The 20,923-nt window shown below is 68.4% G+C and carries 21 protein-coding genes and 4 pseudogenes; 18 read left to right on the forward strand and 7 right to left on the reverse strand.

All coding sequences use genetic code 11. The features are described 5' to 3' along the window. Positions 1-288 precede the first annotated feature (288 nt). On the forward strand, positions 289-678 hold the full coding sequence (locus tag BUS84_RS00425) for a hypothetical protein (protein ID WP_074307793.1): 390 nt from the start codon (positions 289-291) through the stop codon (positions 676-678). A gap of 47 nt (positions 679-725) precedes the next feature. Here the strand turns inward: BUS84_RS00425 and BUS84_RS00430 are convergent, their stop codons facing one another. Together BUS84_RS00430 and BUS84_RS00435 are read right to left on the reverse strand one after the other, a co-directional pair. Next, positions 726-1,541, reverse strand: a complete 816-nt coding sequence (locus tag BUS84_RS00430; RefSeq protein WP_074307795.1) for a class I SAM-dependent methyltransferase — start codon at positions 1,539-1,541, stop codon at positions 726-728. A 205-nt stretch (positions 1,542-1,746) separates the two neighbouring features. Next, a complete protein-coding gene (locus tag BUS84_RS00435; protein ID WP_074307797.1) occupies positions 1,747-2,232 on the reverse strand; it encodes a hypothetical protein in 486 nt (161 codons plus the stop codon). 852 nt (positions 2,233-3,084) lie between these two features. Here BUS84_RS00435 and BUS84_RS00440 point away from each other — a divergent pair. Continuing rightward, positions 3,085-3,885, forward strand: coding sequence for a C39 family peptidase (locus BUS84_RS00440; RefSeq protein WP_074311821.1), 801 nt, complete (start codon positions 3,085-3,087; stop codon positions 3,883-3,885). A 258-nt stretch (positions 3,886-4,143) separates the two neighbouring features. Here the strand turns inward: BUS84_RS00440 and BUS84_RS00445 are convergent, their stop codons facing one another. Further along, entirely contained in the window at positions 4,144-4,341 is a 198-nt protein-coding gene (locus tag BUS84_RS00445; RefSeq protein WP_074307799.1) for a hypothetical protein, read from the reverse strand. Positions 4,342-4,540: 199 nt separating this feature from the next. Here BUS84_RS00445 and BUS84_RS00450 point away from each other — a divergent pair. Beyond that, positions 4,541-4,772, forward strand: a pseudogene (locus tag BUS84_RS00450) (ArsR/SmtB family transcription factor); the annotation flags it as partial. A 141-nt stretch (positions 4,773-4,913) separates the two neighbouring features. Next, positions 4,914-5,801, forward strand: a complete 888-nt coding sequence (locus tag BUS84_RS00455) for a fructose bisphosphate aldolase (RefSeq protein ID WP_074307801.1) — start codon at positions 4,914-4,916, stop codon at positions 5,799-5,801. A 59-nt stretch (positions 5,802-5,860) separates the two neighbouring features. Here the strand turns inward: BUS84_RS00455 and BUS84_RS41015 are convergent, their stop codons facing one another. Next, positions 5,861-6,463 carry a DUF305 domain-containing protein gene (locus BUS84_RS41015; RefSeq protein ID WP_143728119.1) on the reverse strand — a complete coding sequence of 201 codons (603 nt, stop codon included), beginning with the start codon at positions 6,461-6,463 and terminating at the stop codon, positions 5,861-5,863. On the opposite strand from BUS84_RS41015, the gene BUS84_RS36975 reads away from it, so the two are divergent. The 4 genes and pseudogenes from BUS84_RS36975 (at position 6,422) to recD2 (ending at position 10,732) form a co-directional block, all read left to right on the forward strand. Further along, complete coding sequence (locus BUS84_RS36975) at positions 6,422-6,700, forward strand: hypothetical protein (protein ID WP_143728120.1); 279 nt, start codon at positions 6,422-6,424, stop codon at positions 6,698-6,700. The two genes, BUS84_RS41015 and BUS84_RS36975, sit on opposite strands and share 42 nt — an antisense overlap. Positions 6,701-6,918: 218 nt before the next feature. Continuing rightward, positions 6,919-7,058, forward strand: a pseudogene (locus BUS84_RS00465) (transcriptional regulator); the annotation flags it as partial. Between the two features lie 413 nt (positions 7,059-7,471). Beyond that, positions 7,472-8,152: a hypothetical protein gene (locus tag BUS84_RS00470; RefSeq protein ID WP_244298287.1), complete on the forward strand. Its 681-nt coding sequence runs from the start codon at positions 7,472-7,474 to the stop codon at positions 8,150-8,152. A 366-nt stretch (positions 8,153-8,518) separates the two neighbouring features. Further along, positions 8,519-10,732: an SF1B family DNA helicase RecD2 gene (recD2, locus tag BUS84_RS00475; protein ID WP_074311826.1), complete on the forward strand. Its 2,214-nt coding sequence runs from the start codon at positions 8,519-8,521 to the stop codon at positions 10,730-10,732. Between the two features lie 197 nt (positions 10,733-10,929). Here the strand turns inward: recD2 and BUS84_RS36980 are convergent, their stop codons facing one another. Next, complete coding sequence (locus BUS84_RS36980; protein ID WP_244298288.1) at positions 10,930-11,223, reverse strand: IS3 family transposase; 294 nt, start codon at positions 11,221-11,223, stop codon at positions 10,930-10,932. Here BUS84_RS36980 and BUS84_RS38015 point away from each other — a divergent pair. Further along, positions 11,105-11,380, forward strand: a pseudogene (locus BUS84_RS38015) (hypothetical protein); the annotation flags it as partial. The gene BUS84_RS36980 and the pseudogene BUS84_RS38015 overlap by 119 nt on opposite strands. A 48-nt stretch (positions 11,381-11,428) precedes the next feature. On the opposite strand, the gene BUS84_RS36985 reads toward BUS84_RS38015, so the two are convergent. Next, positions 11,429-11,740 carry a hypothetical protein gene (locus BUS84_RS36985; protein WP_143728122.1) on the reverse strand — a complete coding sequence of 104 codons (312 nt, stop codon included), beginning with the start codon at positions 11,738-11,740 and terminating at the stop codon, positions 11,429-11,431. A 16-nt stretch (positions 11,741-11,756) separates the two neighbouring features. Beyond that, positions 11,757-11,897: a hypothetical protein gene (locus BUS84_RS38020; protein WP_159450937.1), complete on the reverse strand. Its 141-nt coding sequence runs from the start codon at positions 11,895-11,897 to the stop codon at positions 11,757-11,759. 80 nt (positions 11,898-11,977) lie between these two features. Here BUS84_RS38020 and BUS84_RS41020 point away from each other — a divergent pair. The 9 genes and pseudogenes from BUS84_RS41020 to BUS84_RS00535 form a co-directional block, all read left to right on the forward strand. Beyond that, positions 11,978-12,244 (forward strand): annotated as a pseudogene (locus BUS84_RS41020) (MFS transporter); the annotation flags it as partial. 275 nt (positions 12,245-12,519) lie between these two features. Continuing rightward, positions 12,520-14,043 (forward strand): ABC transporter substrate-binding protein, encoded by a 1,524-nt coding sequence (locus BUS84_RS00500; RefSeq protein ID WP_208869465.1) that lies wholly within the window; start codon positions 12,520-12,522, stop codon positions 14,041-14,043. A 110-nt stretch (positions 14,044-14,153) separates the two neighbouring features. After that, positions 14,154-15,107 (forward strand): ABC transporter permease, encoded by a 954-nt coding sequence (locus BUS84_RS00505; RefSeq protein ID WP_074307812.1) that lies wholly within the window; start codon positions 14,154-14,156, stop codon positions 15,105-15,107. Next, positions 15,104-15,985, forward strand: coding sequence for an ABC transporter permease (locus BUS84_RS00510; RefSeq protein WP_074307814.1), 882 nt, complete (start codon positions 15,104-15,106; stop codon positions 15,983-15,985). Before BUS84_RS00505 ends, BUS84_RS00510 begins: the two co-directional genes overlap by 4 nt. Further along, positions 15,985-16,977: an ABC transporter ATP-binding protein gene (locus BUS84_RS00515; protein WP_074307815.1), complete on the forward strand. Its 993-nt coding sequence runs from the start codon at positions 15,985-15,987 to the stop codon at positions 16,975-16,977. The genes BUS84_RS00510 and BUS84_RS00515 overlap by 1 nt, the downstream gene beginning before the upstream one ends. Then, the gene (locus BUS84_RS00520; protein ID WP_208869466.1) at positions 16,935-18,038 is read left to right on the forward strand and encodes an oligopeptide/dipeptide ABC transporter ATP-binding protein; all 1,104 of its coding nucleotides are present in this window, start codon (positions 16,935-16,937) and stop codon (positions 18,036-18,038) included. Before BUS84_RS00515 ends, BUS84_RS00520 begins: the two co-directional genes overlap by 43 nt. Continuing rightward, the gene (locus BUS84_RS00525; RefSeq protein WP_074307819.1) at positions 18,035-18,697 is read left to right on the forward strand and encodes a hypothetical protein; all 663 of its coding nucleotides are present in this window, start codon (positions 18,035-18,037) and stop codon (positions 18,695-18,697) included. The genes BUS84_RS00520 and BUS84_RS00525 overlap by 4 nt, the downstream gene beginning before the upstream one ends. A gap of 4 nt (positions 18,698-18,701) precedes the next feature. Then, on the forward strand, positions 18,702-19,913 hold the full coding sequence (locus tag BUS84_RS00530; RefSeq protein WP_074307821.1) for a CaiB/BaiF CoA transferase family protein: 1,212 nt from the start codon (positions 18,702-18,704) through the stop codon (positions 19,911-19,913). 68 nt (positions 19,914-19,981) lie between these two features. Beyond that, the gene (locus tag BUS84_RS00535; RefSeq protein ID WP_074307823.1) at positions 19,982-20,893 is read left to right on the forward strand and encodes an isoaspartyl peptidase/L-asparaginase family protein; all 912 of its coding nucleotides are present in this window, start codon (positions 19,982-19,984) and stop codon (positions 20,891-20,893) included. Positions 20,894-20,923: the final 30 nt, after the last annotated feature.

Here is a 20,923-nt window from a genome sequence, read left to right on the forward strand (position 1 = left end):
CGCTCATTACCGCATGTCACCAACGGTTGCGAGTAGCCGCGACCTGGGCACTCGGATCCTCACTCCCGCCTGAGGGATTGACAAGGGGCTGTCGGCACGAGAAATGGTCGTGGCGGCGCGAGGCATACCGCCGTGATGGCCGTCCGGCACGAGCGCCAGGCGGTGGACCAGTGCCCGAGTACCGACCCGCAGTACCTGGCTCGCGCCAGTGTTACCACCGCCATCGCTTAGGTCGATGAGACGAGCGAATCGGTGCGCGTAAGGCAATCGTTCGGCGACCATGGGTGGATGGGGCAATCGTCGGAGCCGGCGCAAACCCGGAGCATCCTGCGCAGCGAGGAGGACGCCCAGCAGGCCAGCTTCGTGGAACTGTTCTTCGACCTGGTGCTGGTCTTCGCCCTGCTCGGGGTCGTCAGCCGGATGGTGCCGGACCCCTTCACCGCCTCGCCGACGATCGCGAAGCAACCGTACGTGAGGTCGCCACGACCCAACTCGCCCGCCTGCGCCGGACGCGCTGATAGCGGATACGGCACCCGTGGCTCGTCGGTCGGCCCAGCGCGCGCTGCCATCGGCACGAGTGTGCGCCAGCCCGAAGTCAGGCGGGCCGTGGGACCCACGGAGCGTGACGGGCTGCCTGTGAGCCGCAGCGCACGGTCGGCGGCAGATCCGTGCACCTGATCTCGGTCGGCGAGCGGCCAGCGGATGCCTGTCCGCCTGCGTGTCCGTCAAGTCACGGAGGCGGAGGCGAGCAGGGCGGCTGTGGGCAGTGCGAGGTCGCCGTCTGGGCCGCGGTATGCCGTGATGTGCTGCTCGTACTGATCCCGGATGCGCTCAGTCGTGCTCGAATCCTGGCGCTGCATGAGCGTTCCCGTTGCGCCGATGCCGTTGGCGGGTCCGTTCCACCATGCCTCAGGGTCGGTTCGATGGATCCAGGTGATCGTGTCGCAGCCCACGTTGTCGAGCCCCGTGCGGTGTAGCAGCTCGGACAGTCCGTCGCGGGTTCGGGAGAAGTCCTTGTCACGTGTGAGCCTGGGCAGGGCGATGGGGCGCCCGACGTCGGCGGCGTCGAAGATCTGGGCCCAGAGTTGCTGGGCCGGTGGTGGCGGGTAGGGCCAGATCGTCACGGCGACGCGGCCGCCAGGCCGCACGACGCGCTGCAGTTCAACAAGGGTGGCTGCGGGATCGCCGACGTGGTTGATGACGAAATTGGCCACGGCTGCATCGAAGAAGTCGTCGCTGAACGGCAGGTCAGGCAGGATCGCGTGGCAGACGTCGGCGGCAGGAGCCTGCCGGCGTGCCAGCATGAGCATGCTGGGCTCGGCGTCGATGGCCGTGACCTGTGCGGCGCGCGAGCATGCCAGGGCAGCGACGGTGCCGGTGCCGGTGCCGACGTCGAGCAGCCGGGTGCCTGCCTTGACGCCGGCGGCGTCCAGCAGGAGTCCGGCGGGATGGGCGCACAAGGCAGCCAAGCTGTCCTGGTATGCCGTCGCCCGGCCTGCCCACTGCAACCGCTCGTGATCGTCGAAAGCTGTTGTCGTCACTGGATCGGGCTCCTTGACGGGCGGGCGTGGTCGTCGACGGTAGCCCACGGTCAGGGGCACCCGCTCTCCGCAAGAGCACCGTACTCGAGGCCGTGGTTGGTAACTGGACCAGCGTGTACGAACGGTGACGGCCGGGTCGCTGCCAACTGCGCCCGCATGGCGGATGCCGATGAGGATGTCGAGCCGGCAGGTCGCAGCGGAAAGATCAGCTGTGTGCCTGACTGATCAGCGCCTGTCTGAGCGCGTCGAGTAACCCTCGACTGAAGGGGCTGTCCGCGTCCGGCGTCACGATAGTGACCAGCGACAAGTCGGCGGTGACCAACGTCGCCGGGTACGGCTCGAAGCCGAGTCCCCTTCGTTCGTAGGGATTCTCATTGAGCTGGATCTCGAACGCCGGCTGGCTGGAGGACTCGTAGAGCACCGCGAACGGTCCCTCGGCGTGCTCCATGAGCGAGTACCCAACATCGTCCCAGCACCGCTCCATCTCCGCATCGCGCGCGACGTACACCTCACCTGCGCCGGCCGGCACCTGCGCACGCGTCCTCCGCCATGGAAGAAACGGCCCGACGTGCTCCCCGCCCAAGGCGACCAACATGTTCGGCCATCTGCCATGCAGATCGTCCAGCATGGCTCGGATGCCGGCGTCTACCGGCGCGCCAGTGATGAGAACCGTGTCGTATCCCGTGATCATCTGCGCTCCGCTCGGCCGCGGATCCGTCCGCTCGCCCGTGCTCTATTCGGCACGCGTCGTACTCGCGCCCATTCTCCGAAGAAGATGATCGCACTGAAGATCGTCCGAACGGCATCCTCAACTTCGCAGATGCGGATGCGCCACACGATCGGTGCCGGGTCGTTGGTAACGGAACGTCACGACGGCCGCCCCGTTCCTGTGGGTCTCGCTGAGTCCGCTGGTCGGCTCGCCGGCGGTTGAAGCGTCGGACGTCCTGCCGTGCGGTCACGCCGCGGGTCCTCGAACGTGACGGGGTGGTGTGACCATGCCCAGGCCGCACACGACCGCCCTGACGCCGGTCGGAACCGTCACCGAGCACGATGGGGAGACCCTCAGGGATCAAGGGAATGCGCTGGCCGCCCAGCGCCTGGTGAGCGTCCTTGCAACGCGGACGCCGGCGATCTGCTCAGCATCGAGGTTGAGGCGGGCATCCCGGCGCCGCGGAGGCCTACCTCGCCCTTCTCGAAGCGCAGAGGCATCCCGACCTGGCGGCGACGCTGGACGCGTACGGCCGGGAACCGGGAAGAGCCTGCCCGTTCCCGCCTGAGCCGCTGCCGGTGAAGACGAGGAAGGGCAGGAGGAGGATCGCTGAAATCTCGAAGGCACCGCTGAAATTTGCACCGAAAAGAATCTTGACGCACTGAAGCCTCCGGTGAGAACCGACACAGGTACCCGCCCCCGCGCCCGGCTGACCGGGCGCGCCCCTGTCCGAGCGGTCCAGTGCCGGCCACGTCGCCGTAGGCGTCGTCGCGCGTGAGCTCCTCCGCGCGTTCCGGCCGGTGGTTGCCGCTCCCACCCCCCGTGGAGGATTACGTGAAGCACCACCTCAAGCGTCAGCTGCGCCGTCTGGCCACCGAACGCCCGTACCAGATCGTCGCCGGTTCTGCCGCGGCGCTCGTGCTGGCCTCCAGCGGCGTCGTGCTCGCCACCACCGATGACACGCCTGTCCGCCAGGAGACGGCGGCCGCTGTGGCCGAGCTGGCTCCGCGCACCGACGGCGCCGTCACCCGCAACCAGGCCCGCATCGCGGGGTCCCCGTCAACGTCGCCCAGCGCCACCTCGGCCAAGCCGGACCCGGACCTGACCCGCGCGGCGAAGCCGAAGCCGCCGTCGACCAAGGTCCTCGACTACACCTACCAGGCGCAGATCAGCTACTGGAACTGCGGTCCGGCGGCGGTGCGCAACGCGCTCAGCGCCACTGGCATCGAGCGGACCCAGGATGAGCTCGTCGTCCCCCTCCGCGCAACCGAGAACGGCACCAACTCGGCCGAGGACACCACCCGCGGGCTGAACCAGATGGTCAAGGGCAGCCCCTACAAGACACGCATGATCCCTGGCGCACCCACCTCGGCCCAGATCGACCAGCTTCAGGCCGACATTGTGAACGCGGTGACGGATGGCCGTGCCGTCGTGGCCAACACCGTTGGCACTGGTGTCGACACGGATGGCGGCTGGCACTCGTTCCCCGGCGGTCACTACATCGCCGTCGTCGGCTACAAGGACAACGGCCGAACGGTGCGGATCGCCGACTCCGCGAACCCCGCGACCGCCGCCTACTGGAAGACCACCGCCGATTTGGCGAACTGGATGGCCACCCGGGGCTACTCCGCCTGATCCGGCTCCGGCTCTCGGGCTCCGGCTCGCCATTGAGAGTCGGTGCCCAAGGCCGCATCGGCCCACCGCCCACCGCATGTAGCCCCGCTGCTGCGCCGTCGGGAGCCATGCGACGAGTGCCTCGTTCCGGCCGGGGCAGGCTGCAGCCGCCGCCCAGTAGGTCGATCTGAGACCCGTTGCGCCGGCGGTATGCTCGCGTTTCCGGCTCGGCGGTTGCCGCTGGGTGGCGCATGGGCCTGATGCCTGCTCGTCATGACGTCACTCGCAGCGGTCCTCGGCGCCTCGGCCGTAGGGCTGGCAGCAGTCCGGACGGTGTCGGTACACGCGCAGGTCCCGCCCGAGCCGGCGACCGTACTCTGGCGTGATCTCGTACAGGCAGGCCTGCCACACGACGGTTTCCCCGCCGCCGGGCATCACCTGGCCGTTACCAGGACCGCCGCGCAGCAGCACCTCCACGTCTCGACCGTACGCAATCGGCTAGGGCGTTGCCCGGAACTGGAGGCACAGCGGGACCCGCCGGTCCGGTAGATCGTGCTGCGGGATGAGCTATGCCGTGGGTTGGATCTCGAGGCCGGCCGGATCAGACCGCCTGATACCGCCCGTAGAGGTAGGCGGATCGCCGATATGGGGTTGCGTGGATGCTTCCGGTGGAAGGATGGCAGATGTGGGAAACGCGCCGACTGGAACGACCGTGCCTCAAATCTCGCCGCTTGCCGGCGAGCCGATCAAGCGTGCCGACGCCAAGCGGCTCGCGGGGGTTCTCAAGGCCCTCGCGGACCCCCGCCCGGCTGCGCCTGCTCAGCCTGATCCAGTCGGCCCCCAAGGGCGAGGCGTCGGTCTCTGACCTGATTGCGCCGCTCGGGCTTTCGCAGCCGACGGTCAGCCACCGCTGAAAATCATCTTCGGCCGTCGCCGCGCCGGAGCCCAACCAGGTCGGCCCCGATCAGCGCCGCACCGACCGCGGCGCGCCACCCCGTGAACGTGGCCTGATTCGAGCATCCCAGGAATCCGCAGAGAGGGGTCCGGCCATGAATGAGGCACAGCGGCAGAAAATTGCGGACGGCGCAGGCTTCGTCGCCGCCCTCGACCAGAGCGGGGGCAGCACCCCGAAAGCCCTCGCGCTGTACGGCGTGCCCGAGGCGGCGTACTCGACCGAGGACGAGATGTTCGACCTCATGCACGAGTTCCGCAGCCGGATCATCACCGCCCCGGCCTTCAACGGTGACCGCATCCTGGGCGCGATCCTGTTCGAGCAGACGATGGACCGCCAGGTCAACGGCATGGCCGCAGCACAGTACCTGTGGCAACACAAGAAGGTGGTCCCGTTCGTCAAGGTCGATGAGGGGCTCGCGGTCGAGGCCGACGGCGCGCGGCTCATGAAGCCGATCACCATGCTGGAGAGTCTGCTGGAGCGTGCCGTTCACCAGCAGGTGTTCGGCACGAAGATGCGCTCGTTCATCCGTCGTGCCGATGTCGGCGGCATCACCGCCGTCCTGGATCAGCAATTCGCCTACGCCCTGCGGATCCTGGACCGTGACATGATGCCCATCATCGAACCCGAGATCGACGTCGCCAGCGCCGAGAAGCAGCAGGCGGAAGAACTGCTCAAGCAAGGCATAGTCGAACGCCTGAGCGACGTGCCGGACGGCCTTCAGGTGATGCTCAAGCTTTCCATCCCGACACAGGACGACTTTTACGCCGACCTGATCCGGCACCCGAAGGTCCTGCGGGTGGTTGCGCTCTCAGGCGGATACTCACAGCAGGAGGCCAACACCCGATTGGCGAGAAGCCACGGGCTGATCGCCAGCTTTTCGCGGGCCCTGACGGAGGGACTGCGGCGACAGCAGAGCGACGAGGAGTTCCAGCAGGTCCTCGCCGCGTCGATCCAGGGCATCTACGCGGCGTCGACGGCCTGACCCGGGGTGACCTGCGCCCACTGGCGCACCCGCTCGGGCCACCGGCACGGTGATCAGGTTCAGCACGCGGTTCTGTCAGAGTGCTCGTACGAAATCCCGCATCGAGCTCCGTCTCCGGGTTCGGCGGCCCGCCACCGGGCAGGGGTCACCCGCTCGATGCGCTGTCGTCCGTGGATCTGCTCGTCAGCCAGGGCGCGGATCATCGACGCGTACGCGACGGGGACGTCGGGTCGTAGTGTTTTGGCGGTCGCCAGTGGTCGGGCGGGCCTGGTATGCCGCGGGTCGCCGCGGTCAGGGCCGGCCGGCGTCAGGGCTTGCCAGTGCTGCACGGTTGGGATTGCCGGGACGTGCGGTGGCGGTGGCGCCCGGCGGCCGTGTGATGCCGCGGGTGCCGCCGATTGGCGCGTGGTCAGGCGAACCGGGCGTGCAGCCAGGTTCGCATGAGCCGGATTTCGTGCAGTTTGGGACCGCACGACGGCGAGCTCGAGGTCGGTGAGCCTGTCATGCACCGTGCCGGGTAGCGCGGCCTTCGACTCCTTCACCGCCATTGTGTGGTGCGGGATCATCAGCCGTAGGAACTGGATGTCCGTCGCGCTGCCGGGGGCGGCTGCCCTGAGTGGGTGCTGGTCGACGCCGGCGACCAGGGCCTGGCCAAAGACCATCCCGAGCAGGTCACCGCGCCGCCGCTCAAGCCCCACCCCGAGGCGCCGGTAGCCCGTCACCTCGAGTGGAAAACCGAACGCAAGGCCCAGTCCTCGCAACGCATCCCCGTCGAACACGCCATCGCCGAAGCGAAATGGTGGCGCGTCCTGCAACGCTTCACCGGCCGCCGTGAACTACTACCCGAAACGATCAACGCCGTCGCCGGACTCGTCTCCGACAGGGTCATCACCTGGTAAAACACACCCACCACGACCATCGATCAATTGCGCACAAGGTCGTAAGCAACGAGCAGAGACTCACCGACCTACACCACGTCACGGGACGTGACCGCCACGAGGCCGGGAGTACCTCTCACTCGCTCCATGTGCTGGCTGGAGCAACGGCTACGGCTTGAGCACGTCGAGCCAATCATGGCGATTAGCCCCGCTTGATTCGAGGCGCCCTGAGGCAGAGGCGCCTCATCGCCGAGGCCGGCTTACTGGAGCGGGAGAAGCGCGGTGTCTGGGCGTACTACCGGCTGGTGTCGAGCGCGATCGCGACGATCGCGGATCTGCTGACCCCCCATGAAAGCGATCAGCGCGGAGAAGCCGCTGACGCGCGAGCCAGATTCGCGCCGGAGCAACTGATCCATTGCGTCGCGACGGTGCGGTCGATCTGCCACGTCGTACCGTGGCGGCTCACCCGGTAGGTCAGTCCCTGCCCGTTACGGCCGCTTTCGGTCACAGCGAGCGGGATCTCGGCCCGGTCGCCGTCGATGCTGATCCGGCCGAGGGTGACCAGGACCCCGCCGTCGATGACGTTGAGGTTCTTGTCGGTGACGGTGATGGGTTGAAATAACAGTTCAGGAGGCCTGCGGTACTTTCTTCACCAACACCGATCGGTGAACAGGTGGGGTTCCTGCCGCGTTGCCGGACGTCTTACATGAGGCGACAGCCGGTATCCACATTGGAGGCCATGATTCGATGAGTTCGTACACCATCACAATCGCCGCAGACGATCCCAGTCGAGTGACCACAACCCTGAAGGTCGAGGTGAGTGACACCATCGCGCGCATCACCGAGCTGGTGGTGCGCGCTGGCCAGGGGGACGGGCTGACCGCGGGTCAGATCCCCGCTGTCGACCTGGACCTGCTCTTGAGGGCGATCGCGCCCGCCGCCAGCGGGCAGCAGCAGATTGCTACGCCGCCCATTGCCGCATCTGACGAGGTGCCCGCAGCCGGCGGTGTGTCCGTTGACGACGGTGAGCCCGCCGCCGAACCGACGGCGGTCCAGGCCACCGCCCCTACAGCGGCTGCGGATGAGCCGGCGACGACTAACCCTGAGGGTGCTGGTGCGGTTGACGTCGTGGTGCCCAAGCAGGCGTCACCGGCGACCAAGGCAAGGGAGGCGAAGAAGGCCGTCCGGGCGTCGGGCGCTGGCGCGACCCGCAGCCGAGCGGGCAGGGGGAAGACCGCAGCGGGCGCCAAGGCCACGACTAACGCGGGGAAGGCCATGAAGCGGTCCGCGGAAGGCGGGTCCTCCGGAGGTGAGGGGCGGGTGTACCGGCGCTCACCGGCCGATCTCGAAGCGGTCTACCAGCAAGCCGGGAGTGTGGCTGCCGTCGCCGACCACTACGACGTGCCGCGGCATACCGCCCAGGGGTGGATTCGCACCCTACGTCGCCGGCAAGCCGGGCCAGTTCCTGAGTAGGGGAACCGGGTACCGGGTCGGAACGGGCCAACAGGTGTGTCGATTCAAGGCGGGATAGAACCGGACGGCGGGGGTCGCCGTCCGGCGACAACCCCACCAGCTCCCGTGTCATGCTTCTGCGCCATTGGTATGGCAGCACTCCGGCTGGCGACAATTCGAGGACGCGGTGGAGATGAGCGTCGAACAGGTCCACCGTGTCCGCACACGCATCGAACGCATCGTCTGCGCGTAGCTCGCCGAAGTCCACGTTGCCAGAGCCAGAGCCTGATGTCAGTCCCCCGGAATCGTGGCCTCCACGCTATCTGGGGGACCTCACGGGCGACGTGAGAGAGGGTGGGTGGCAATGTCACAGCAGTGGGCGGCACGATAGGTGCCGTGACGGCTCCCACCCGCCCGCCCCTGGCGGTCTTGGACGCGGTGCTGGAGCGGTTGACCTACGTCAACGAGGAGACCGGCTACACCGTCGCCCGGGTAGCCACCGACCGCAGCAGCGACCTGTTGACGGTGGTCGGTGCCCTGCTCGGCGCCCAGCCCGGGGAGAGCTTGCGCCTGTCGGGGCGGTGGTCGTCGCACCCACAGTACGGGCGGCAGTTCGAGGTCGATTCCTACACCACCGTGCTGCCCGCCACCATCCAGGGCATCCAGCGTTACCTCGGCTCCGGCCTGGTCAAGGGCATCGGCCCGGTCTTCGCCGAGCGGATCGTCGCCCACTTCGGCCTCGACACCCTCCGGGTCATCGAGGAAGAACCCGCCCGGCTGGTCGAGGTGCCCGGCCTGGGGCCGAAGCGAACGGCGAAGATCACCGCAGCGTGGGAAGAGCAGAAGGCCATCAAGGAGGTGATGGTCTTCCTCCAAGGCGTCGGGGTGTCCACGTCCCTGGCCGTGCGGATCTTCAAGAAGTACGCCGACGCCTCGACCTCGGTGGTGCGCAACGAGCCGTACCGGCTGGCGGCCGACGTATGGGGCATCGGCTTCAAGACCGCCGACACCATCGCCCAAGCCGTCGGAATCCCACACGACAGCCCACAGCGGGTCAAGGCCGGCCTGCAGTACACCTTGTCGGAGGCCACCGACTCCGGGCACTGCTACCTGCCCGCCCCGCAGCTCGTCGCCGATGCCACCAAGATCCTGAACGTGCCCGGCGACCTCGTCGCCGGCTGCCTCGACGACCTGATCGCCGAGGAGGGCGTGGTCCGTGAGGTGCTGCCCGGCCCGGACGGGGAGCAGGTGCCGGCGGTGTACCTGCTGCCGTTCCACCGCGCCGAGCAGTCCCTGGCCGGGTCGCTGCAGCGGCTGCTGGGAGTCCGCGCCGACCGCCTGCCCCATTTCGCCGACGTCAACTGGGACAAAGCCCTGGCCTGGTTGAAGGTCCGGACCGGCGCCGACCTGGCCGCGGAGCAGGAGCAGGCGGTCCGGCTCGCGCTGACCTCCAAGGTCGCCGTGTTGACCGGCGGGCCTGGATGCGGCAAGAGCTTCACTGTGCGGTCGATCGTCGAACTCGCCGCCGCGAAGAAAGCCAAGGTGACTCTCGCCGCCCCGACCGGCCGCGCCGCGAAGCGCCTGTCCGAGCTGACCGGCCATCCCGCGGCCACCGTGCACCGGCTGCTGCAACTGCGCCCCGGCGGCGAGGCCACCTACGACCGGGACAACCCCCTCGACGTCGACCTCCTGGTCGTGGACGAGGCGTCGATGCTCGACCTCATCCTGGCCAACAAACTCGTCAAGGCCGTCCCACCGGGCGCGCACCTGCTCCTCGTCGGCGACGTCGACCAACTCCCCTCCGTCGGCGCTGGTGAAGTCCTGCGCGACCTCCTCGCCGCCCCGGCCATCCCCCGGGTCCGGCTGACGCAGATCTTCCGCCAGGCCGCCCAGTCCGGCGTCGTCACCAACGCCCACCGCATCAACGCCGGCAAACCACCCCTCCTGCAAGGCCTCGCCGACTTCTTCCTGTTCGCCTGCGACGACACCGACGCCACCGCCGCCCTGACCGTCGACGTCGCCTGCACCCGCATCCCCGCCAAGTTCGGGCTCGATCCGCGCCGCGACGTGCAGGTCCTCACCCCCATGCACCGGGGCCCCGCCGGCGCCGCCGCCCTCAACGGGCTGCTGCAGCAGCGGCTCACGCCGGGTCGGGAGGGGCAACCGGAACGGCGGATGGGCGGGCGGGTGTTCCGGATCGGCGACAAGGTCACCCAGATCCGCAACAACTACGACAAGGGCCAAGCCGGCGTGTTCAACGGCACCCTCGGCGTCGTCACCACCCTGTCCACCGAGGAACAGTCCCTGACCGTGCGCACCGACGAGGACGAGAGCATCGACTACGACTTCGACGAACTCGACGAACTCGCCCACGCGTACGCCATGACCATCCACCGCTCCCAAGGATCCGAATACCCCGCCGTCGTCATCCCGCTGACCACCAGCGCGTGGATGATGCTGCAACGCAACCTGCTCTACACCGCCGTCACCCGCGCCAAACAGCTCGTCGTCCTCGTCGGCTCCCGTCGCGCCCTCGCCGCCGCCGTCCGCACCGTCGGCGCCGGCCGCCGTCACACCGGCCTCAAGCACCGACTCGCCTGACACCAGCTGATGCCGACGTCGCCCGGCAACCACGAACCGGGGCAGTCCCCCTCGCCCACGACACCGTCCGCCAGTTCACCGAGCACCCAGCCGGTACCGATCTCCTCATCCTCGCCACCATTACCGAGCAACCGAACACCGACCCGAACTGGCTACAGCGCTACCCTCTCAATCCCCTGGAATCGTGGAGGGCTCCGTTATGCGGCCTGGGCCTCCAGGGCGCGAGTGGTTGATCGTTCGTAGTCGATGGGCGATCGCCAGTCGCAGACGGAGTGCCGGCGGCGCCGGTTGTAGAAGTCGGTGATCCAGGTGGCGATCTTCAGGCGGGCTTCGGTGCGGGTGCGGAACTGGCGGCGGTGGACGTACTCGACCTTGGCCGAGGCGTGGCGCTCCGGCGCCAGTTCCTGGACGACCAGCCGGCGGCAGAGCTTCGCCAACGACCTGACCCGTCCGCAGTTGATCGCGGTGACGGACAACGTCAACCAGGCCAAGGGTGACCAGGACCCGTCCACCTGGCAGCCGCCGCTGTCGTCGTATCGGTGCACCTACAGCAAGATGTGGATCACCGTGAAGTACAGCTGGGGCCTCACGTTGCAGTCGTCGGAGAAGTCCGCGCTGCAGAGCATGCTCAACACCTGCAGCTCCTGAGCGCGACCGGCGGCCGGCGGGGCGCCCTTTGACGCACCGCCGGTCGCGCTATGCCTCGTTGGATGGAGGGGGTGCGTTGTCGCCGGGTTGCTTGCGCCACTGGCCGCCCGCGTCGGCGGCGAGGAGGCGTTTGATGATGGCGAAGGCTTCGTCCTCGGTGTCGAACTCCCACCGCAAGATCCGGCCGGTTTCGCTGTCCCCGGCGCGGGCGGCGATCTTCCACCGGATCTCGCGGGTCAGCCACACATCCGGGCGGCCCAGGCACCCCCAGTGGGGTCGGGCCGAAGCGCGGTGCCGGGCTTTCGTCCGGTCCGTTTCTTCGGCCCGCCCTCCGAACCGGACGTGCAGTTCTCGCTGCATCCGGCTCTCCACAGACTCACGTCGGCTGGGTCAGGCGACGCGTCGACGGTGTCCAGGGGTTGGGGATCACGCTGCGGCGTCGGTACCGGGTCACGGTGACCGAGGCCGGGTTGAACAGGGTGAGCTGTCCGTCGGTGATCGTCCATCCGCCGGCCATGTAGCGCCGTCGGAGTTGCTTCCACGTCAGGCCCCGCCCTGTGGGGGTTCGGCTCGCTCGTCGGCGGCTTCATCTACGGAGTGCTGCCCAAGCCACCGAGGGCGGCGATCCTGCTCGCCGCGCTCGGCGTCTCGGCGCTGCTCGTCCTGCCCTCGCCCAGCATCGGGTGGTTCGTCGTCCTCATCACGGTGAGCGGCATGTTCTCCGCCCCGGTCGTCGTCGGCGCGTCTAACGAGATCTCCCACCTCGTGCCCGCCGCCCATTGCGGCGAGGCCATGAGCTGGCACGGCACGGCGACGATCCTGGGCAACGCGCTCGGCGGCCCGGTGGTCGGCGCCGCACTCGATGCCCACCGCTGGCGGGGCAGGATGGTCGTGGCGGCGCTCGGAGGCCTCCTCGTCGCGGGGATCGGACGGTCAACCCACAGGCGCCGTCGTTACCCAGATGTGACCTGGGGTTTCTGGTCGGCTCTCGACGCGAGGTCCATCGGGCCCTATGGTTCGGGAGATACAAGACTCTTTCATTCGGGCCCGTTGGTATCAGCCGGTACACGCGAGCGACATCGGCTCACGAAGGGAGCAACATGCGCAAGGCAATGGCGGCAAGCGCAGTCGGTCTGGTCATGGCGGTCGCAATCACCGCGTGCAACGGGCCCGCGGGCAGCAACGACTCGGGCCCTGCGACCATGGGCGGCAACCTCGTCATCGGCCGTGACGGCGAGGGCTCGACCCTCGACAACACGAACACCGACTTCGAGAACTACTCGATCGCCATCTTCCAGCAGATCGGCGAGTCGCTGTACGCGACGACGAATGACGGCCAGAAGCTCGAGCCGCTGCTGGCGGCCGACATGCCCGTGATTTCCAAGGACGGCCTCACCTACACGGTGAAGCTGCGCCAGGACGTCACCTTCAGCGACGGCACCCCCACGACCGCGAAGGACGTGAAGTTCTCCATCGACGCCGACACGGCGGGCGCGGGCGACGGTGGCTGGGGCTTCGTCAACGGCGCCATCGACAAGGTCACCGTCATCGACGACCACACGGTCGAGTTCAAGCTAAAGCACCCGTGGGCCCCGTTCGTGGCCGACCTGTCGATGTTCTCCAACGCGATCCTCCCGGACAACTACGGGGGCAAGACGAAGGAGGAGTTCTACAAGAACCCGATCGGCACCGGCCCGTTCATGTTCAAGGAATGGGTCAAGGGCGACCACGCGACCGTCGTCAAGAACCCGAAGTACTGGCAGAAGGGAATGCCGACGCTCGACTCGGTGACGTGGCGGGTCATGCCGGACGCGAACACCCGCAAGCTGGCCCTCCAGAGCGGCGAGATCCAGGTCGAGCAGGTCACCGACTGGTCGAGCTGGGACGAGATGTCCAACACCCCGGGCATCACCGCCAAGGCGTTCCCGTCGACTGAGGTCGACTACATCGGGATGAACGTCGACCGCCCGCCGCTCAACGACCCGCACGTGCGAGTCGCCATCGCCAACGCGCTCGACCGCGACGCCATCATCAAGGCGGTGCTCTACGGCAACGGCACCCCTGCGAACTCGATCATCCCCAAGGGTGTCCCGTTCTACAACCCGGACAACGCCGGCCCGACGTTTGACCTGAACAAGGCCAAGGCAGAGATGGCTGCTTCCACTGTGCCGAATGGCTTCACCTCGACGATGCTCATCAAGTCTGGCGACGCCACGCAGGCCGCCATCGCCCAGATCCTTCAGAGCCAGCTCAAGCCGCTCGGCATCACGCTCAAGATCGAGCAGCTGGAGGCCACGGCGCAAAAGGCGCGCCGGTTCGCTACTGACTACGACATCGCGATCGGTGCCTGGACAATGGACATCCCCGACCCCGACCAGTGGACGACGGCTGCGCTCGACCCCAAGGGTGGTCTCAAGTCGGCGTACACCAACTACAACAACCCCGACATCGTCGCCCTCAACGCCAAGGCGCAGCAGACGAACGACGACGCCACGCGCAAGGACCTGTACACCCAGATCCAGGCAGACGTCACGAAGGACTCGTCGCTCGCGCTCATGTACTACGTGCCCTACGGCTGGGTGTACTCCAATGACGTCCAGAACTTCTTCGTCACCCCGCTCGGGTACCTGGACCTCAAGAACGTCAAGCTCGCCGCCAAGTAACCCTCAGCAGCACGCAGCACGCAGGCGCGACATCGAATCACTCTTGGGTGCGGGCGCTGCTCCAAAGCGTCCGCACCCAAGTCACAACGAAGTGACGAGAGGACCGAAGTATGCTCAACCGTCTCGGCTTCATTCCCTGGCGCTTGCTGCAGGCGATCCCGATCGTCTTCGGGCTCACGATCATCGTCTTCTCCCTGTCGAAGCTCCTTCCGGGCGACGCCGCGGTCGCCATGCTCGGGGAACGAGCAGGGCCCGACGCGCTCGAAGCCCTCCGGGAGAAGCTCGGGCTCAATCGCCCGGCAGTTGAGCAGTACTTCCTCTATATCGGACGGCTGCTTCACGGCGACCTCGGCGACAGCTTGATGTACCACATGCCCGTCAAGGACGTGCTCCCGAGAGCCCTGCCGGTGACGCTGTCCCTCGTCGTCTACGCCGTCATCCTTGCGCTCATCATCTCCATCCCGCTCGCGAGCCTCGCCGCCTCCCGGCCCAACGGCGTGCGCGACCTCGGGGTGCGCGGCTACACGCTCGTCGCCCAGGGAATGCCGCAGATGTGGGTCGGCATCATGCTCATGCTCCTGCTGTCCCTGCACTTCAGGATCTTCCCCATCGGCAGGTACGGCTCCGGGCTGGAGAATGTCCGCAACCTCTTCCTGCCGGCCCTCACGCTCGCCATCGCGCTGAGCCCAACGCTCATTAGGAGCCTGAGGCAGTCGATTATCGAGGTGCGCGATGCGGACTTCGTCGCCACCGCGAGGTCCAAGGGGGCCGGAGGGTTTGCCCTCTTCCGCGGCCACATCCTCCGCAACGCCATTCTCCCGACCGTCTCGGTCGTCGGCGTGCACCTCAGCTATATCGTCGGCGGCTCGATCGTCATCGAGCGGGTGTTCAACCTGCCAGGCATCGGGCAGCTCATGATCCAGGCGATCCTCAACCGCGACTTCCCGCTCATGCAGGCGGTCACGCTCCTTATTGGCCTCCTCGTCATCGCCATCGGCATCCTCACCGATGTCGTCTACGCCTTGCTCGACCCGCGGGTCGCTGTCGGACGGAGCAAAGCATGAGCGCTGCATCGGCCGTCATCCGGGGCAAGGTGCCCACGGCCCGGACGCACACACGACAGTTGCGCCCCTGGTACCAGAACCCGTCGCTCATCGCGGGCATCGTCGTCACCGGGCTGCTCGTGCTCATCGCCGTGCTCGCGCCGCTCATCGCACCGCACGACCCGCTCGCGCAGGACCTTCTCAACGCACGGAAGGGCCCGAGTGCAGAACACTGGTTCGGCACCGACACGCTCGGGCGTGACATTGCCTCCCGGCTCATCTGGGGGGCCCGGGTCAACCTGCGCATCGGATTCCTCGCCGTCCTCATCCCGTTCGTCTTCGGAACGATGGTAGGGGCGATCGCCGGCTACTTCGGCGGCTGGTTCGACATCCTTATCATGCGGATCGTCGACATCTTCTTCGCGTTGCCTTTCTACGTCATCGTCATCGCACTCGTCTTCGCCCTCGGGGCCGGTGAGGCGAGCATCTACCTGGCGATTGCCATCGTCTCGTGGGTGGCGTACGCGAAGATCGTCCGAGGCGAGGTCATGGTCGCGCGGCAGCTCGACTACGTGCGAGGCGCCCGGCTCGGCGGCCTGCCCACGTGGCGCGTCCTGGTGCGCCACATCGGCCCCAACGTCCTGAGCCAGGTGATCGTCTACGCCATGAGCGACATCGTCATGGACATTCTCGCGGTGGTCACCCTCGGCTACCTCGGGCTCGGGATCACCCCGCCGACGGCGGAGTGGGGCGGCATGATCGTCGAAGGCCAGACCTTCATCACGACGAACTGGCTCATGGCGACGATCCCGGGTCTCGCCGTGGTCGTCACGAGCCTTGGACTGTCCTGGCTGGGCGATGGGCTGTCCGATCTCCTCAACCCCGACAGGAGGAAGTAATGGCAGCCGAGAGTCTCCTCGAGATCGAGGGCCTGACGGTCGGGATCGACCATCACGGACGTCAGGTGCGGATTGCCGAGGACGTCAACCTGGCCGTGAGCGGCGGTGAACGGGTCGGGCTCGTCGGCGAGTCCGGTGCCGGGAAGTCGATGGTGCTGCGGTCCATCGCCGGGCTGCTGCCCCGCGGCGTCAAGGTTCTGTCCGGCTCGATCCGCTACGACGGGAAGAACCTCCTCGACCTCAGGCAGTCGCAGCGACGCAAGCTCATGGGACCCGAGATCGCCATGGTCTTCCAGGAGCCGATGACGGCACTCAACCCGCTCATGCGGGTCGGCGACCAGATCGCGGAGGGTACGATCAGGTACCAGGGCCTCTCCCACAAGGCGGCGCGCGCGCGGGCCGTCGAGCTCATGGCCCACGTCGGGATTCCCGATCCCAGGAGCAGGGCTACCGCGTACCCCCACGAGCTGTCCGGCGGGCTACGTCAGCGGGTCATGATCGCCATGGCCATCTCGCTCAAGCCGCGCCTGCTGCTGTGCGACGAACCGACCACCGCCCTCGATGTCACGGTCCAGCACCAGGTGCTGCGCCTGCTGGCGGAGTTGTGCGACGAGGTCGGCGCGGCGCTCCTCTTCGTCACCCACGACCTTGCCGTCATCAACCAGACCTGCCGACGGCTGGCCGTCATGTACGCGGGCCGTGTCATAGAGTCCGGCACGACGCGCGAGGTCCTCCACGATCCGCGGCACCCGTACACCCGGGGTCTGCTCGAATCCGCGCCCGATTTCGACAACCCCGACCGCGAGCTCATCGCGATTGCCGGTTCCGCGCCGAACATCGCCGAGCGTCCTGCCGGGTGCGCGTTCGCTCCCCGCTGCCGCGACGTGGTGGCAGCATGCCGAGAGTCGGCGCCGGTGCTGCGTTCGACCGGCGACGGGCGCCACACGGCGTGCATCCGCGCCGACGAGCTATTCCAGAAGGTGATGGCATGAGTTCGCAGACCACGCCGGCGCAGGAGCCCCTGCTGCGCGGAGTCGACGTCACCAAGCGGTACCGCGCGGGGCGCTCCCTCGGTGACCGGCTCGGCAGGCGGCCCGAGCGGGCCCTGACCGCGCTCGACGGCGTGTCCGTCGACGTGTATCCGAGCGAGGTGCTCGCTGTCGTCGGCGAGTCCGGCTCCGGCAAGTCGACGCTCGCGAAGGTCCTCGTCGGCAGCGAGATCGCCACCTCGGGCAGCGTCGTCTTCGAGGGCAAGGCGCTGTCGCCGAAGCGCCACTCCGTCGATGCCCGGCGTATTCAGATGGTCTTCCAGGACCCCTACTCGTCGCTTAACCCGCGGCTGACGATCGGCAGCGTCTTGACCGAGCTGCTGCGGTACCACCAGATCGTGCCGCGCAACGAGGTCAAGGCCGAGGCCAGCCGGTTGCTCGCACTCGTCGGACTCGACGACGACGCGCTGACCGCCTACCCGAGCCAGTTCTCCGGCGGCCAGCGCCAGCGTCTGGCCATCGCGCGTGCACTCGCCGTGCGCCCCGACGTCCTCATCGCGGACGAGCCGGTCTCGGCGCTTGACGTGTCCGTCCAGGCGACGATCCTCGACCTCGTCTCCGACCTGCGCGACAAGCTCGGGCTGTCCGTCCTGTTCATCGCGCACAACCTCGCCGTCGTCCAGCACCTCAGCCAGCGCGTCGCAGTGATGTACCTCGGCCGCATCGTCGAGATCGGCACCGCCCCCGAACTGTTCGCGAACCCTTCCCATCCCTACACGCGCGCGCTCATCGCCTCGATCCCACGGATGCGGGAGGGCAGTGTCAATAGCGCGTTCGAGGTGGAGGGCGAGCCGCCGAGCCCGTACGCGATCCCGGTGGGATGCCGGTTCCACCCGCGCTGCCCTTTGGCGACCGACGAGTGCCGGGTCACCGACCCGCAGCTCGCGCCCGTCGCGCCGGAGGGCGCAGGGTCCACCCACCTCAGCGCGTGCCTGCGGGTCGACGCGCTGCCCGCGGTCCAGAACGCAACCCGAACGATCCCCGTCGAAAGGTCCTCCCGTTGAACGTCTTCGCGTCCCAGGCCGGCTCACCGTGGGCTCTCGCCATCCACGGCGGCGCCGGCGGGCGGGTCGAGGAGCTGAGCGTCCAGGGTGACGGCGAGTACGAAGAGGGTGACCTGGCGCTGGTCTGGGACCGCGGCGGGCAGCCGCAGGGTCGGTTGGCCTCGCCCGTCCGGCTGATCGAGGGGTGGTGGCAGGTGATCTCCTGGTCGGTCGACCCAGCCGCCGGTACGGTGTCGCTGGCGCACCGGCCGGCCCACCCCGCTCCCCGGGGCATCGGGCACTGGAGCGGCTCGGCCTCCGCCGAAGGACTGCCGTCGACCGCGCTGACGCAGCTGCTCATCGGTGCGGCCCGGGTCCCGTCGATACCCGCCGCATCCACGGTGCCCGGCCGGCCCAGTCAGGGAACCTCCTTCAACGGCAAGATCGACGCGCCGGTGCTCGTGGCCGCGGCGATCCCCGCGCCGGAGCTTGCCCTGGCCACCCCGGAACAGGACGTGCGGGCGGATCTCGTCGTCACCGAGCAGGCCGCCGGCGGCTTCGTGTTCGCGACCGGATCCATCTCCTGGGTGCAGAGCATGGCCGTGGACGAGTTCGACAACGACGTCGCGCGGATCACCGAGAACGCGTTGCGCGCGGCGCTCTCCCGCGCGAAGGCGTGAGTCGGTGAGCGTCCTCGACGGGGTCACCGTGGTTGCGCTGGAGCAGGCGGTCGCGGCTCCGTTCGCCACCCGCCAGCTGGCGGACCTGGGTGCCCGGGTCATCAAGATCGAGCGACCCGGGCGGGGCGACTTCGCCCGGGACTACGACCAGACGGTCCGCGGAATGTCCTCGCATTTCGTGTGGCTGAACCGATCCAAGCACTCGGTGGAACTCGACCTGAAGACGCCCGCGGGTCGCGACGCCGTGTTGTCGCTCGTGGAAACCGCGGACGTGTTCGTGCAGAACCTGGCGCCGGGCGCGGCCGAACGGCTCGGCCTAGGCCCCGGCGCCCTGCGCGAACGCAATCCCCGGCTCGTCTACTGCTCGATTTCCGGATATGGCCCGTCCGGTCCCTACGCGGACAAGAAGGCCTATGACCTGCTGGTGCAATGTGAAACGGGGTTCGTGTCGCTGACCGGAACCCCCGAGGCGCCCGCCAAGGCGGGCGTCGCGGTGGCCGACATCGCCGCCGGCATGTACGCCTACTCGGGGATCCTCGCGGCACTGCTGCGGCGGGCGAACACCGGCCAGGGGGCGACCCTCGAGGTGTCCATGCTGGAGGCGCTGGGCGAGTGGATGGGTTACCCGCTGTACTTTTCGCAGTACGGCGGGGACCCGCCGCCGCGCAGCGGCACGTCCCACGCCACCATCGCGCCGTACGGTCCCGTCCCCTGCGCCGACGGCACCGTCTTCATCGGGGTCCAGAACCAGCGGGAATGGTCGGCGTTGTGCTCGGCCCTGCTGCTGCGGCGGCCAGGTCTGGTCGAGGAACCGCGGTTCGCCACCAACAGCCTGCGCGTGCGGCACCGTGCGGAGCTCGACGACATCATCGGCTCCGTCACCGCTGAACTGACGACAGCGCAGGTGACCCGGCTGCTGGACGAGTGCGGGATCGCGAACGCGCGGCTGCGCACGGTGGACGAATTCGCCGATCACGAGCAGTTGCGGTCCCGCGACCGGTGGCGGGAGGTCGGCTCGCCGGTAGGCCTGCTGCGCACGCTGCTTCCGCCGGCCGTGCTCGACGGCGAGGCGCCCGTCCTAGGCCCGGTCCCTGAGCTGGGCGAACACACGGCCCAAGTGCTGAGCGAATTGCCGGCCAGGCCGCCGGGCTCCGCCGACCGGATGCCGGGCCACGGAGCCGAACCGGACGACCAGACGCGCGTCGGCCAGCGGTGAACCGCGCCCGCGTCGAGCGGGAACGAGCAGCCGTCAACGGGCCGACGACTCACAGCGAAGAGAGAGAGATGACGCAGATTTACCGCGCGACCGCGCAGCAGGAATGGTCGCTGGCCCTCCATGGTGGTGCCGGCGGCCGGGTCGAGGAGCTGGCCGTTCAGGGGGAGGGCGAGTACGAGGAGGGGCTCCGGCGGGCGTACAACGCCGGTTGCGACATCCTCGCCCGGAGCGGCAGCGCGATCGACGCAGTCTGCGCGACGGTGACCGTGCTCGAGGACGACCCGCTCTTCAACGCGGGCCGCGGATCGGCCCTGCGCCACGACGGCTCGATCGAGATGGATGCGGCCGTCATGTCGGGCTCGGGCCGGGCGGGTGCCGTGGCGGCGACCCCGTGGGCTCGCAACCCGGTGCTGGCGGCGCGCCGCGTCATGGAGGACGGCAGCTGCGTCCTCCGGGCACGGCTGTCCCGGGAAACGATCGAACAGTGGGGGCTGGCCACCGCGGAGCAGGAGTACTTCGTCACACCAGGGCGCCTCGCCCAGCTGCGCAACGTCCAGGCCGGACTCATCCAGCCGCAGCGGCACGGGACGGTCGGCGCCGTCGCGCGCGACAGTGCGGGCCGGGTCGCCGCGGCGACCTCCACCGGAGGGACGGTGAACCAGCAGGTCGGCCGGATCGGCGACTCCCCGATCATCGGTTCCGGAACCTACGCCCGCGATGATGTCGTCGCCGTCTCATGTACCGGCTATGGCGAGGCCTTCATGCAGGGCGTCGTCGCCCATGAGATCGCCGCACGCGTCCGGCACGCCGGGCAGTCCCTCGCGGACGCTGTGGTCGGCGTGCTCCGCGAGGAGATCGGGGCCCGTAACGCCACGGGCGGGGTCATCGCGGTCGGGGGCAACGGAGAGGTCGTCGTGGCGCACAACTCGCCCGCAATGTTCGCCGCGTTCCAGGACCAGGACATCGCCGTCATCACTTGATGGAGGCGAGTGACGGTGCGGGGGCCTCCC

This window comes from Micromonospora cremea, assembly GCF_900143515.1.
Taxonomy (GTDB): domain Bacteria; phylum Actinomycetota; class Actinomycetes; order Mycobacteriales; family Micromonosporaceae; genus Micromonospora; species Micromonospora cremea.

What these genes read in the sequence shown, in the direction of transcription:
- BUS84_RS00425 (WP_074307793.1), top strand. Translation starts at nt 289, where the DNA reads ATGGGGCAATCGTCGGAGCCGGCGCAAACCCGGAGCATCCTGCGCAGC.
- BUS84_RS00435 (WP_074307797.1), bottom strand. Translation starts at nt 2,232, where the DNA reads ATGATCACGGGATACGACACGGTTCTCATCACTGGCGCGCCGGTAGAC.
- BUS84_RS00455 (WP_074307801.1), top strand. Translation starts at nt 4,914, where the DNA reads ATGAATGAGGCACAGCGGCAGAAAATTGCGGACGGCGCAGGCTTCGTC.
- BUS84_RS41015 (WP_143728119.1), bottom strand. Translation starts at nt 6,463, where the DNA reads ATGGTCTTTGGCCAGGCCCTGGTCGCCGGCGTCGACCAGCACCCACTC.
- BUS84_RS36985 (WP_143728122.1), bottom strand. Translation starts at nt 11,740, where the DNA reads ATGCAGCGAGAACTGCACGTCCGGTTCGGAGGGCGGGCCGAAGAAACG.
- BUS84_RS38020 (WP_159450937.1), bottom strand. Translation starts at nt 11,897, where the DNA reads ATGGCCGGCGGATGGACGATCACCGACGGACAGCTCACCCTGTTCAAC.
- BUS84_RS00500 (WP_208869465.1), top strand. Translation starts at nt 12,520, where the DNA reads ATGGCGGTCGCAATCACCGCGTGCAACGGGCCCGCGGGCAGCAACGAC.
- BUS84_RS00505 (WP_074307812.1), top strand. Translation starts at nt 14,154, where the DNA reads ATGCTCAACCGTCTCGGCTTCATTCCCTGGCGCTTGCTGCAGGCGATC.
- BUS84_RS00510 (WP_074307814.1), top strand. Translation starts at nt 15,104, where the DNA reads ATGAGCGCTGCATCGGCCGTCATCCGGGGCAAGGTGCCCACGGCCCGG.
- BUS84_RS00515 (WP_074307815.1), top strand. Translation starts at nt 15,985, where the DNA reads ATGGCAGCCGAGAGTCTCCTCGAGATCGAGGGCCTGACGGTCGGGATC.
- BUS84_RS00535 (WP_074307823.1), top strand. Translation starts at nt 19,982, where the DNA reads ATGACGCAGATTTACCGCGCGACCGCGCAGCAGGAATGGTCGCTGGCC.